The sequence below is a fragment of the Streptomyces sp. NRRL S-244 genome, assembly GCF_000717915.1.
Taxonomy (GTDB): Bacteria; Actinomycetota; Actinomycetes; order Streptomycetales; family Streptomycetaceae; genus Streptomyces.
The window spans coordinates 30,840-43,327 of record NZ_JOCX01000008.1; the positions used below are offsets into that span (position 1 = coordinate 30,840).

Annotated in this window: 13 protein-coding genes; 6 read left to right on the forward strand and 7 right to left on the reverse strand. The window is 72.9% G+C overall.

What is annotated here, in order from left to right; all coding sequences use genetic code 11:
- Positions 1-95: 95 nt before the first annotated feature.
- Complete coding sequence (locus IF02_RS0111195) at positions 96-914, reverse strand: S1 family peptidase (protein WP_420708129.1); 819 nt, start codon at positions 912-914, stop codon at positions 96-98.
- Between the two features lie 86 nt (positions 915-1,000).
- On the opposite strand from IF02_RS0111195, the gene IF02_RS0111200 reads away from it, so the two are divergent.
- Entirely contained in the window at positions 1,001-1,918 is a 918-nt protein-coding gene (locus IF02_RS0111200) for a hypothetical protein (protein ID WP_030155853.1), read from the forward strand.
- 214 nt (positions 1,919-2,132) lie between these two features.
- On the opposite strand, the gene IF02_RS0111205 is transcribed toward IF02_RS0111200, so the two are convergent.
- Positions 2,133-3,041: an SDR family oxidoreductase gene (locus IF02_RS0111205; RefSeq protein ID WP_030155855.1), complete on the reverse strand. Its 909-nt coding sequence runs from the start codon at positions 3,039-3,041 to the stop codon at positions 2,133-2,135.
- A gap of 1 nt (position 3,042) precedes the next feature.
- Positions 3,043-3,807: an SDR family oxidoreductase gene (locus IF02_RS0111210; protein ID WP_030155857.1), complete on the reverse strand. Its 765-nt coding sequence runs from the start codon at positions 3,805-3,807 to the stop codon at positions 3,043-3,045.
- A 56-nt stretch (positions 3,808-3,863) separates the two neighbouring features.
- Here IF02_RS0111210 and IF02_RS0111215 point away from each other — a divergent pair, with 56 nt between their 5' ends.
- Genes IF02_RS0111215 through IF02_RS0111235 form a run of 5 tightly spaced genes read left to right on the forward strand, consistent with a single transcriptional unit; the run spans position 3,864 to position 8,319 of the window.
- The gene (locus IF02_RS0111215) at positions 3,864-4,637 is read left to right on the forward strand and encodes an enoyl-CoA hydratase family protein (RefSeq protein WP_030155859.1); all 774 of its coding nucleotides are present in this window, start codon (positions 3,864-3,866) and stop codon (positions 4,635-4,637) included.
- Positions 4,634-5,485, forward strand: coding sequence for a CoA transferase subunit A (locus IF02_RS0111220; protein WP_030155860.1), 852 nt, complete (start codon positions 4,634-4,636; stop codon positions 5,483-5,485). The genes IF02_RS0111215 and IF02_RS0111220 overlap by 4 nt, the downstream gene beginning before the upstream one ends.
- A complete protein-coding gene (locus IF02_RS0111225; protein WP_234318164.1) occupies positions 5,482-6,255 on the forward strand; it encodes a CoA-transferase subunit beta in 774 nt (257 codons plus the stop codon). Before IF02_RS0111220 ends, IF02_RS0111225 begins: the two co-directional genes overlap by 4 nt.
- 4 nt (positions 6,256-6,259) lie before the next feature.
- Positions 6,260-7,345: an NAD(P)H-dependent flavin oxidoreductase gene (locus tag IF02_RS0111230; RefSeq protein ID WP_234318165.1), complete on the forward strand. Its 1,086-nt coding sequence runs from the start codon at positions 6,260-6,262 to the stop codon at positions 7,343-7,345.
- A 29-nt stretch (positions 7,346-7,374) separates the two neighbouring features.
- Positions 7,375-8,319 carry a tyrosine-protein phosphatase gene (locus IF02_RS0111235; RefSeq protein WP_030155863.1) on the forward strand — a complete coding sequence of 315 codons (945 nt, stop codon included), beginning with the start codon at positions 7,375-7,377 and terminating at the stop codon, positions 8,317-8,319.
- A gap of 137 nt (positions 8,320-8,456) precedes the next feature.
- Here the strand turns inward: IF02_RS0111235 and IF02_RS0111240 are convergent, their stop codons facing one another.
- From IF02_RS0111240 to IF02_RS0111255, 4 genes are all read right to left on the reverse strand, one after another.
- Positions 8,457-10,109: a DEAD/DEAH box helicase gene (locus tag IF02_RS0111240; RefSeq protein WP_030155864.1), complete on the reverse strand. Its 1,653-nt coding sequence runs from the start codon at positions 10,107-10,109 to the stop codon at positions 8,457-8,459.
- 102 nt (positions 10,110-10,211) lie between these two features.
- Entirely contained in the window at positions 10,212-10,415 is a 204-nt protein-coding gene (locus IF02_RS0111245; RefSeq protein WP_007502648.1) for a cold-shock protein, read from the reverse strand.
- A 215-nt stretch (positions 10,416-10,630) separates the two neighbouring features.
- Positions 10,631-11,788 (reverse strand): acetyl-CoA C-acetyltransferase, encoded by a 1,158-nt coding sequence (locus tag IF02_RS0111250; protein WP_030155865.1) that lies wholly within the window; start codon positions 11,786-11,788, stop codon positions 10,631-10,633.
- A gap of 35 nt (positions 11,789-11,823) precedes the next feature.
- Positions 11,824-12,486 (reverse strand): TetR/AcrR family transcriptional regulator, encoded by a 663-nt coding sequence (locus IF02_RS0111255; protein WP_051696138.1) that lies wholly within the window; start codon positions 12,484-12,486, stop codon positions 11,824-11,826.
- Positions 12,487-12,488 lie beyond the last annotated feature (2 nt).

Sequence of the window (12,488 nt, forward strand, 5' to 3'; positions counted from 1 at the left end):
CCGGCCCGGGTGCACTGGGCCGGAAGGACGAGGCGGAAGGGGCTCAAGGAGCGCAAGGAGCGCGCGGAGAGCAGGGAACGCCGGGGGCGCTGGGCTCAGAGGGTCGCGGCCGCGTTCTTGATGGCGGTGGCGAAGGTGGACACCTCGGTGTAGACGCCGGGGAAGTTGGGCCGGGCGCAGCCCTCGCCCCAGCTGACGATGCCGACCTGGATCCAGGCGTTGTTGTTGTCGCGGCGGAACATGGGGCCGCCGGAGTCGCCCTGACAGGTGTCGACGCCGCCCTGGGGCAGCCCGGCGCAGATCTCCTCGCCGGGGACGAGGTCGCTGCCGTACGAGCTCTGACAGCTGGCGTCGGAGACGAACGGCACGGTGGCCTTCATCAGGTACCGCTGCTGGCCGCCGCCCTCGCGGGTGGCGCCCCAGCCGGCGACGGTGAAGGTGCCGTTGTCGAAGGCCTTGGTGTCGGCGATCTTGAGGGTGGGCAGGTTGATCGGCTTGGCGAGCTTGATGAGGGCCCAGTCCTTGCCCTTGCCGTTGTAGCCGGGGGCCTGGAGGACCTTGGTGGACTTGACCTTGACGGCGCTGGAGCTGTTGAGGTCGACGACTCCGGCGGTGGCGGTGATGGAGGTGTTGTTCCCGGAGCCGCTCACGCAGTGGGCGGCGGTCAGGACGATCTGCTGGGTGTAGAGGGCGCCGCCGCAGCCCATGGAGAGGCGGACCATGAACGGGAACTCGCCCTGGGCGGCGCGGGTGCCGCCGACGACGGGGGCCTGGGAGGCGCTGGCCGCGCCGGGCTGGAGGCTGACGGCGGCGAGCGCCACCGCTCCGACGGCGAGGGTGCGCTTGAGGAGTGCGGCAAGGGTGGACAAGGTCAACACACTGCCTTTCGTGGGGGGTTGGGCCGTGCGCGTCATCGGGTGAATGACACGTACATGTCACACCCACTCCTCGCCGGACATCAAGAACGCGTTTTCGGACAATCAGCGGCGCGGGGGGCGGCATGACGCGGAACGGTCGGCGCACCAGCCCCGTCGAGCACGGATTTCCGCATCTCGACACCGTCCGCGCCGCGGTCACCGCCCTGTTCCGGCGGCTGTCGTACGAGGGGATCCGGACCTACGACACGAGCTTCTCCCCCGCCGACGCCGCCTTCGCCGCCGACGAGGACCTCCACCTCGGCGCGCACCGCGTGGCCTCCGCGATCGTGGGCGCGCTGCGGCTGCCCGACGCCCGGATGGTGGTCTGCTTCCGGGCGATGGAGCAGGCGGCCACCGTCGAACTGGCCGCGGGGCCCGAGTACTTCATCGAGGTCAACGACCGCTTCCGCACCCACCGCCGGGATCTGGCGGCCGCCCTGGCGCACGAGGTCACGCACGTCCTGCTGCACCGGCTGGACCTGCGCTTCCCGGCCACCGCCGACAACGAGATCCTCACCGACACCGCCGCCGCCTACCTCGGAGTCGGCTGGCTGCTCCTCGACGCCTACCGCGAGGACGAGCTCACCCACCAGAAGCTCGGCTACCTCACCCCCGAGGAGTTCGGCTACGTCCTCGCCCGGCGCGCCCTGCTGCTCGGCGAGGACCTCTCCGCCTGGTTCACCAGCCCGCAGGCGTACGAGGCGTACGTGCGCGGCCGCGCGCTCGCCGAGCGGGAGCTGCACCGGGCCCCCCTGGCGGCCGCGGACCGCGCCGAGCGGCGCCGCTACGCCCGGGACCGGCGGGCGGGCGCCGCCGCGCCGGGGGCCTCGTACCGCTTCGAACCGGACCCGGCGGGGACGGGGACAGGGGCGGGGACGGGGACCGGGACGCGGGTGAGCTTCCCGTGCCCGGTGTGCGGGCAGCGGCTGCGGCTGCCCTTGCGCGGGCCGGTGCGCGCCCGGTGCGGGCTGTGCCGCACGGTGCTGGAGTGCGACACCTGACCGGGGGCCGGGTCCGGGGTCGGGGTCGCGTCCGGGGCTCGGCGAACGCGGCGGGGACGAGGGACAAGTTGTCGGGCTGAGAGCGGTTCAAAGCACGGCCGGTGTGGGTAGTCATATCCCATCGCACGAGTGAAGGATCCGGCCCCGACCCCCCCGCCAGGGGGCCGGGGCCGTTCCTGCGTCACGGCCCCGGCGCGGCCCCGCCCGGCCCCGGTTACTCCGCCCCGTAGACCGGGTGCGGGGGTTCGGATTCCGCGAGGAGTTTCGTGGCCGCCTCGCCCGCCTCCGTCGGGGTCCAGCGGGCTCCGCGGTCCGCCGTCGGGCCCGGGCGCCAGCCCTCCATCACCGTGATCCGGCCTCCCTCCGCCTCGAAGACCCTGCCCGTGACCCCCGCCGAGGCGTCCGAGCCCAGCCACACCACCAGCGGCGACACGTTCTCCGGGGCCATCGCGTCGAAGGCCCCCTCCCCCGGCTCCGCCATCGTCTCCGCGAACGTCCGCTCCGTCATCCGCGTCCGCGCCGCCGGCGCGATCGCGTTGACCTGGACCCCGTACCGGGCCATCTCCGCCGCCGCGACCAGCGTCATGCCGAGGATGCCGGCCTTCGCCGCGCTGTAGTTCCCCTGCCCGACCGAGCCCAGCAGGCCCGCCCCCGACGAGGTGTTGACCACCCGCGCCGCCACCGCCCGGCCCGCCTTCGCCTCCGCCCGCCAGTGCGCGGCCGCGTACTTGAGCGGCAGGAAGTGCCCCTTCAGGTGCACCCGCATCACCGCGTCCCAGTCCGCCTCCTCCAGGTTCACCAGCATCCGGTCCCGCAGGAACCCGGCGTTGTTGACCAGCGTGTCCAGCCGGCCGAACGCCGACAGGGCCGCCCCGACCAGCGAGGACGCACCCTCCGGGGACGCGATGTCCTTGCCGTGCGCCACCGCCTGGCCGCCCAGCGCCCGGATCTCCGCGACCACCTGCCCGGCCGGGCTGTCCTCCCCCGGCTGCCCGTCCAGGCCCACCCCGAGGTCGTTGACCACGACCTTGGCCCCCTCGGCCGCGAAGGCCAGCGCGTGGGCCCTGCCCAGCCCCCGCCCCGCGCCCGTCACGATGACCACTCGACCCTCGGCAAGTCCCATCTCAGCTCTCCTTGTTGACCGTTGCCGCATCCAGAAACGCCGGGCGCTCCCCGCCCCCGTGCACGAGCAGGCTCGCCCCGCTGACATACCCCGCCCGGCCGGAGGCCAGAAACACCGCCGCCGCCCCGACGTCCGAGGGATCCGCCAGCCTGCCCAGCGGAACCGTCGCCCCGACGGCCGCGATCCCCGCCTCGTCCCCGTAGTGCAGGTGCGCCAGTTCGGTCCGCACCATGCCCAGGACCAGCGAGTTCACCCGTACCTCGGGCGCCCACTCCACGGCCATGGACCGGGCCAGGCTCTCCAGCCCCGCCTTCGCCGCCCCGTACGCCGCCGTCCCGGGCGATGGCCGGGTTCCGCTGACGCTGCCGATCATCACCACCGAGCCGCGCGTCTCGCGCAGCCGCGGGTACGCCGCCAGCGAGGCCGTCATCGGGGCGAGCAGGTTCAGCTCGACGACCCGTGCGTGCCGCTGTGCCCCGCCCTCCCCCAGCAGCCGGTACGGGGTCCCGCCCGCGTTGTTGACCAGGCAGTCGAGCTGCCCGTACCGGCCCTCGACCGCCGCGAAGAACTCCTCGACGGCGGCCGGATCGCGCAGGTCCAGCGCGGCGAACGAAGCCGTGCGCCCGTCCGCGGACACCGGTTCCACGGGCGGGCGGCGGGCGCAGACGACGACCTCCGCGCCCGCTTCGAGGAACGACCGGGCGATGCCGGCGCCGACGCCGCGGGTTCCGCCGGTGACGACGACAACCCTCCCGTCGAGCTCCATAGGCTGCTACCTTCCTCACCTAACAAATGTTTGGTGGAAAGGTAGCTGATCCTCTCATGGGTGTCTCCACCTCAAGCCCCGACAAGGGCGTCGCACTGGTCACGGTCGATTTCCCGCCCGTCAACGCCCTTCCCGTACAGGGCTGGTACGAGCTCGCCGACGCCCTGCGCGCCGCCGGCCGCGACCCCGGGACCCGGTGCGTCGTCCTGGCCGCCGAGGGCCGCGGCTTCAACGCAGGCGTCGACATCAAGGAGATGCAGCGCGACACCGGCCACGGGGCCCTCATCGGCGCCAACCGCGGCTGCTACGAGGCCTTCGCCGCCGTGTACGAGTGCGAGGTGCCCGTCGTCGCGGCCGTGCACGGGTTCTGCCTGGGCGGCGGCATCGGCCTCGTCGGCAACGCCGACGCGATCGTGGCCAGCGAGGACGCGGCCTTCGGGCTCCCCGAGCTCGACCGGGGCGCGCTCGGCGCCGCCACCCACCTCGCCCGCCTGGTCCCGCAGCACCTGATGCGCGCCCTCTACTACACCTCCCGCACCGCGACCGCCGCCGAACTGCACGCGCACGGCTCGGTGTGGAAGGTGGTCCCGCGGGCGGAGCTGCGGGACGCGGCGCTGGAGCTGGCCGCCGAGATCGCGCGGAAGGACGGCTACCTGATCCGGCTGGCCAAGGCGGCCATCAACGGCATCGACCCCGTCGACGTACGGCGCAGCTACCGCTTCGAGCAGGGGTTCACCTTCGAGGCCAACCTCAGCGGGGTCGCCGACCGGGTCCGCGACACCTTCGGAGAGTCCGCGGCGGGAGCGACCGCGGGGAAGGAGCGCTCGTGACCGACAAGACGATGACCCCCGAAGAGGTGGTCGGGCAGCTGCGCAGCGGGATGACCCTCGGCATCGGCGGCTGGGGATCGCGGCGCAAGCCGATGGCCCTGGTGCGGGCACTGCTCCGGTCCGAGATCACCGATCTCACCGTGGTCTCGTACGGCGGCCCCGACGTCGGCGTGCTCGCGGCCGCCGGCCGGATCCGCCGGCTCGTCGCCCCCTTCGCCACCCTCGACTCGATCCCGCTGGAGCCGCACTTCCGGGCCGGCCGCGAGAGCGGCGCCTTCACCCTCACCGAGTACGACGAGGCCATGTTCATGTGGGGCCTGCACGCCGCCGCCAACCGGCTCCCCTTCCTCCCCGTCCGCGCCGGCCTCGGCTCCGACGTCATGCGGGTCAATCCCGAGCTGCGGACCGTCACCTCCCCCTACGCCGACGGCGAGGAGCTCGTCGCCGTCCCCGCCCTGCGGATGGACGCCGCCCTCGTCCACCTCAACCGCGCCGACCGCCTCGGCAACGCCCAGTACCTGGGCCCGGACCCGTACTTCGACGACCTCTTCTGCGAGGCCGCCGACGCCGCGTACGTGTCCTGCGAGCAGCTCGTGGAGACCGCCGAGCTCTCCAAGGCCGGGCCCCCGCAGTCCCTGCTGGTCAGCCGGCACTCCGTCACGGGCGTCGTCGAGACCCCGAACGGCGCGCACTTCACCTCCTGCGCCCCCGACTACGGGCGCGACGAGGCCTTCCAGAAGCTGTACGCGGCCACCTCCTGGCCGGAGTTCTCCGCCCGCTTCCTCTCCGGTGGCAGCGAGCACGCCTACCAGTCGGCCGTCCGGGCCTGGCACGAGGAGCAGCGGTGAGCACAGCGGGTGCAGCGGGTGCAGTGGGGGCGGCGGGCACGGCGGCGGAGGTCTCCCGGGCGGAGTACTGCGTGATCGCCTGCGCCGAGGCCTGGCGGGACAACGGGGAGGTGCTCGCCAGTCCGATGGGCCTGATCCCGTCCTTCGGGGCCCGGCTGGCGAAGCGGACCTTCTCCCCCGATCTCCTGCTGACCGACGGCGAAGCCCTGCTCGTCGGTCTCGACGGGGAGACGGAGGGCTGGCTCCCGTACCGGCGCCACCTCACGATGGTCACCGGCGGGCGGCGGCACGTGATGATGGGCGCCAGCCAGATCGACCGCTTCGGCAACCAGAACATCTCCTGCATCGGCGACTGGGCGCGGCCCGCCCGCCAGCTCCTCGGGGTGCGCGGCGCGCCCGTCAACACGCTGAACAATCCGGTGAGTTACTGGATCCCGAGGCATTCGCCGCGGGTGTTCGTCGAGCGTGTCGACATGGTGAGCGGGGTGGGCTACGACCGGGCCGGGGCGGCCGGGGTGACCCGCTTCCACCGGCTCCCGCGGGTGGTCAGCGATCTCGGCGTCTTCGACTTCGCCGGCCCGGACCACTCGATGCGCCTGGCCTCCGTGCACCCGGGCGTCACCGTCGAACAGGTCCGGGCGGCCACCGGGTTCGAGCCGGCGGTCACCGGCGAGGTCCCGTACACGCGGGAGCCGACCGCCGAGGAGCTGCGGCTGATCCGAGAGGTGATCGACCCGAAGGGGCTGCGCGACCGGGAAGTGCGGGCCTGAGGGGATGGCGACGGCGATGGCGGTACGGACGGCATTCACCGAACTGGTCGGTGTCGAGCACCCGATCGTGCAGACGGGCATGGGCTGGGTGGCCGGCCCGCGGCTGGTGTCGGCCGCCGCGAACGCGGGCGCCCTGGGCATCCTGGCCTCGGCGACGATGACCGTGGACGAGCTGCGCGCGGCGGTCCGCGAGGTCCGGTCCCGTACGCAGGCCCCGTTCGGGGTGAACCTGCGCGCGGACGCGGGGGACGCCGCCGAGCGGGTCCGGCTGATCATCGACGAGGGCGTACGGGTGGCCTCGTTCGCGCTCGCCCCGTCGAAGGAGCTGATCGCCCGGCTCAAGGACGCGGGCGTGGTGGTGATCCCCTCGATCGGGGCCCGCCGGCACGCCGAGAAGGTCGCGGCCTGGGGGGCCGACGCGGTGATCGTGCAGGGCGGCGAGGGCGGCGGGCACACCGGGGACGTGGCCACGACGGTGCTGCTGCCGCAGGTGGTCGACGCGGTGGACATCCCGGTGGTCGCGGCGGGCGGCTTCCACGACGGCCGCGGCCTGGTCGCCGCGCTGTCGTACGGGGCCGCGGGCATCGCCATGGGCACCCGCTTCCTGCTGACCTCGGACTCCACCGTCCCGGACGCGGTCAAGGCGCGGTACCTGGCGGCCGGGGTCAAGGACGTCACGGTCACGACGGCCGTGGACGGGCTGCCGCACCGGATGCTCCGCACCGAACTCGTCGCGTCCCTGGAGCGGGCCGGCCGTACGCGGGCGCTGGCCCGGGCGGTCCGGCACGCGGCCGCCTTCCGCAGGCTGTCGGGCCTGTCCTGGCCGCAGATGGTGCGCGACGGCCTCGCGATGAAACACGGCAAGGACCTGTCCTGGAGCCAGGTCCTGCTCGCCGCGAACACCCCCATGCTCCTCAAGGCGTCCATGGTCGAGGGCCGTACGGACCTCGGCGTCATGGCATCGGGCCAGGTCGCGGGGGTGATCGAGGATCTGCCGTCCTGTGCGGAGCTCGTCGCCCGCGTCATGGCCGAGGCACACGGTGTGCTCGCACGCCTGCAGTCGCTCGACGCCCTGCCACCACCAGGGTGACCCTCCTTCTCCGTTGCAGGAGCAGCCAGATGAGCCGTGCCCGAATCCGCCTGGCGATCGCGGTGCTCGCGTCCGCCCTCGCCATCGGGACCCTGCCCGCCGCCGCGCATGCCGCGCCGACGCACAGCACCACAGCCCCCACCCCCACCCCCACGTCCGCCGGCCGGTACCAGCAGGCGGAAACGATGCGACAGATCCCCCTCCAGGGCGCGGTCAACGTCCGCGACCTGGGCGGCTACCGGACCTGGACCGGCGGCCAGGTCCGCCAGGGGCTGGTCTACCGCTCCGACGCCCTCGGCAAGCTGACCCCGGCGGACACCACCGCCCTCTCCGGTCTCGGGCTGAAGAAGGTCGTGGACTTCCGCATCCCCATGGAGGTCCAGTACGACGGCGCCGACCGGCTGCCCGCCGGGCTCACCGCCACCTCCCGCCCCGTCAGCGACCTCGGCCTGTACGGGACCCTGCTCGGCGCGATATCCAGCGGCGACCCCGCCACGCAGGAGCAGATGCTCGGCGGCGGCCGCGCCGAGGCCTACATGCGCGACATCTACCGCACCTTCGTGACCGGCCCCGAGAACCGGGCGCAGTTCGCGACGACGCTGCGGGAGATCGCGGACGGCGGCCAGGGCCCGCTCCTGTTCCACTGCACCTCGGGCAAGGACCGGACCGGCTGGATGAGTTACGTCCTGCTGCGCGCCCTGTCCGTCCCCGAGGACGCGGCCACGCGCGACTACCTCGCGTCGAACACCTTCCGCGCCGCGTACGACGCCCAGGTGCGGGCGGCCTTGAAGCAGTCCGGGCGGATGCAGAACCCCGACCTGCTGATCCCGCTCCAGGAGGTCCGCCAGGACTACCTGGACGCGGCGACGGCGCAGATGGCCGCGGACTACGGCAGCTTCTACGGGTACCTCACGGACGGCCTCGGCCTGGACCTGCGGACGCTCGCGAAGCTCCAGACGAAGCTGGTCCGATAGCGCGGCGGCCCGGACGGCAGCCCGGACAGCAGCCGGACGGGCGCCGGGCGGCAGCCGGGCAGCGGCCGGACAGCAGAACGCCGGGCAGCGCGCCTCGCGCTGCCCGGCGTACCGGAATGCCTGTCGGCGTCAGAGCCTCAGGAGCTCGTACGCCCCGCCGCGGGCCGCCCGCCACCGGAGCGACGGCGCGCGCCGCCCTGGCCGCCGGCGCCCTGACCGCGGGCTCCGCCCTGACCGCCCTGGCCGCGCGCACCGGTCTGGCCGCCACCGCCCTGACCCGCACCGGAGCGGGCCCGACGCGGACGGCTCTCGCCGGCGCCGCCCGGCGTACCGCCGCCCTGCGCGGCGGAGGCGCCGCCGGAGCGACGGCGCGGGCCCGCGGAACGGCCGCTGCCGCCGCCCTGGCCGCCGGAGCGCCGGCCCGCGGGAGCCGGCTGCTGCGGCACCTCCAGCACCACGGGGATGCCCGAGGGCTCCTTGGCGCCGGTGAGCCGGGACAGCTCCTCGTCGGAGGACTTGATCTGCGCGGTGCGCGGGGAGATCCCGGCGTCCGACATCAGGCGGGACATGTCCCGCTTCTGGTCGGGGAGCACCAGGGTGACCACGCTGCCGGACTCGCCGGCGCGCGCGGTACGGCCGCCGCGGTGCAGGTAGTCCTTGTGGTCGGTCGGCGGGTCGATGTTGACGACCAGGTCGAGGTCGTCGATGTGGATGCCGCGGGCGGCCACGTTGGTGGCGATCAGCGCGGTGACCTCGCCCGTCTTGAACCAGTCCAGGGTCCGGTTGCGCTGCGGCTGCGAGCGGCCGCCGTGCAGGCCGGAGGCGCGGACGCCGTCCGCCAGGAGCTTCTTGACCATGCGGTCGACACCGCGCTTGGTGTCCACGAACATGATCACCCGGCCGTCGCGAGCGGCTATGCGCGTCGCCACGGCCTTCTTGTCGGTCTCGTCCATGACGTACAGGACGTGGTGCTCCATCGTGCTGACCGCGCCGGCGGACGGGTCGACGGAGAAGGCGACCGGGTCGTGCAGGAACATCTTGACGAGCTTGTCGATGTTCTTGTCGAGGGTCGCCGAGAACAGCATGGTCTGGCCCTCGGGCTGGACCTGCTTGAGCAGCGCGGTGACCTGCGGCATGAAGCCCATGTCGGTCATCTGGTCGGCCTCGTCGAGGACGGTGATCGAGACCTGGGAGAGGTCGGCGTCACCGCGGTCGATGAGGTCCTTCAGGCGGCCGGGGGTGGCGACGAGCACCTCGGCGCCGCGGCGGAGAGCCCCGGACTGCCGGTTGATCGACATGCCGCCGACGACGGTCGTGATCCGCAGGTTGACGGACGTGGCGTACGGGGCCATCGCGTCGGTCACCTGCTGCGCGAGCTCACGGGTCGGTACGAGGACCAGCGCGAGCGGCTGCTTCGGCTGGGCGCGGCGGCCGGCGGTGCGGGCCAGCAGCGCCAGGCCGAAGGCCAGCGTCTTGCCGGAGCCGGTACGGCCGCGGCCGAGCAGGTCACGGCCGGCGAGCGAGTTCGGCAGCGTCGCGGCCTGGATCGGGAACGGCTCGGTGACGCCCTGGGCGGCGAGGGTCTTCAGCAGCGCCTCGGGCATGCCCATGTCCTCGAACGCGGCGACCGGCTCCAGGGCCGGGGTCAGCGGTTCGGGCATGGTGAATTCTTGGGGCCTGGCGACGGGGGCGGACTTCTGCCGTCCCGCGCCAGCCTTCGGACGTCCCTGTGCCGCACCTCGGCCCCGGGTGGGGCGGCGGCTGGGTCGTGCGGAGCTGGAGCTGGTCATGCGAGAAAGCCCTCCTGAAACCGGCTGGTACAACAAGCAGTCGAAACCACAGACAAGCCGGGGCCCGCACCTCGCGGTGCGGGCCCCGGCATGCTGAAGGAATTAGGCGGGGACGATGTTCTCCGCCTGGGGGCCCTTCTGGCCCTGCGTCACGTCGAAGGACACGCGCTGGCCCTCCTGGAGCTCACGGAAGCCCTGGGTGGCGATGTTCGAGTAGTGGGCGAAGACGTCCGGGCCGCCACCGTCCTGCTCGATGAAGCCGAAGCCCTTTTCAGAGTTGAACCACTTCACGGTGCCTTGTGCCATTTTAAATCTCCTGAATAGGCGGCAAAGGGCCCCATCCGGAGATTCCGGCAAAACAATAAAAGCGCCTGAGGAACATTCCCGTCAGGCGCACATAAAGTTCATGGGTACCACAACTGCAACGCTCTCCAAGCTAGCACACCTCGGCGTCGGCACCCAGCCCCGCCCGCGCGCAGGACGGTAAAGATCCAGAGGCATCGCCCCCGGCCGGCTTCCGCTCACAGCCGCTCGATGATGGTGACGTTGGCCTGGCCGCCGCCCTCGCACATGGTCTGGAGGCCGAACCGGCCGCCCGTGCGCTCCAGTTCGTGGAGCAGGGTGGTCATCAGCTTGACCCCCGTGGCGCCCAGCGGATGACCCAGTGCGATGGCCCCGCCGTTGACGTTCACGCGTTCGGGGTCGGCGCCCGTTTCCTTCAGCCAGGCCAGGACGACCGGGGCGAAGGCCTCGTTGATCTCCACCAGGTCGATCTCGTCCAGCGACATGCCGGTCTTCTTCAGGGCGTGCGCCGTGGCCGGGATCGGGGCCGAGAGCATCCGGATCGGGTCCTCGCCCCGTACGGACAGGTGGTGGATGCGGGCCCGCGGCCGCAGGCCGTGTTCCGCCACCGCCCGCTCGGAGGCGATCAGCATCGCCGCCGCGCCGTCGGAGACCTGCGAGGAGACGGCCGCGGTGATCGTGCCGCCCTCGACCACCGGCCTCAGGCCCGCCATCTTCTCCAGGGTGGTGTCCCGCCGGGGGCCCTCGTCGACGCGTACGTCCCCGTACGCCACCGTCTCGCGCGCGAAACGGCCCTCGTCGACGGCCCGGATCGCCCGCCGGTGCGAGCGGAGCGCGAACTCCTCCATGTCGCGCCGGGTGATCCCCCACTTCTGCGCGATCAGCTGCGCGCCGTGGAACTGGTTGACCGGCGCGTCCCCGTACCGGGCCCGCCAGCCCTCGCTGCCCGCGTAGGGGCCCTCCGTGAGACCGAGCGGCTCCGCCGCCTGCCGCGAGGCGAAGGCGATCGGGATCATCGACATGTTCTGGGTCCCGCCCGCGACGACCAGGTCCTGGGTCCCGGAGAGCACGCCCTGCGCCGCGAAGTGGACGGCCTGCTGCGAGGAGCCGCACTGGCGGTCCACGGTGACCCCCGGCACCTCCTCCGGCAGCCCCGCCGCCAGCCATGCCGTCCGCGCGATGTCCCCGGCCTGCGGGCCCACCGTGTCCAGGCAGCCGAAGACCACGTCCTCGACGGCGGCCGGGTCCACCCCGGAGCGCTCCACCAGTGCCTTCAGGACGTGCGCGCCCAGGTCGGCCGGGTGGACGCCCGACAGGCCTCCTCCGCGCCGGCCGACGGGGGTGCGTACGGCTTCGACTATGTAGGCCTCGGGCATGACGGGTGCTCCTTAGGGCTTCGGGGCTTCGGGGGTCAGCTGCGTACGGCGATCCCGTCCAGCACCATCGACAGGTACTGGCGGGCGATCTCCTCGGGGCTGTGCTGTCCTCCCGGCCGGTACCAGGACGCCGCCACCCACACCGTGTCGCGGACGAAGCGGTAGGTGAGGCGGATGTCGAGGTCGGCCCGGAAGACCTTGGCGGCGACCCCGCGCTCCAGCGTCCCCAGCCAGGCCTTCTCGAACTTCTGCTGCGAGTCGGAGAGGTAGTGGAAGCGGGGCTGCGCGGACAGGTGCCGGGATTCCTTCTGGTAGATCGCGACGGCGGCGCGGTGCCGGTCGATCTCCCGGAAGGACTCGGTGACGAGGGCCTCGATGGTCTCCCGGGGGCCGAGGCCGGCGGCGAGGACGGTGTCGTAGCCCTGCCACAGCTCGTTCAGGAAGGCCGAGAGGATCTCGTCGAGCATCGATTCCTTGGAATCGAAGTGGTAGTAGAGGCTGCCGGCGAGCATGCCGGCGGCGTCGGCGATCTTGCGGACGGTGGTGGCGTTGTAGCCCTGCGCGGCGAAGACCTCGGCGGCGGTGTCGAGGAGCTCGCGGCGACGCTCGGGCGAGGCGCTCACCTGGGTCTTCTTCTTGGCTGTCGGCTCGGCCGGCCGCTTGGCCGTCGGCTCGGCTGTCGGTTTGTTCGTTGGCACGG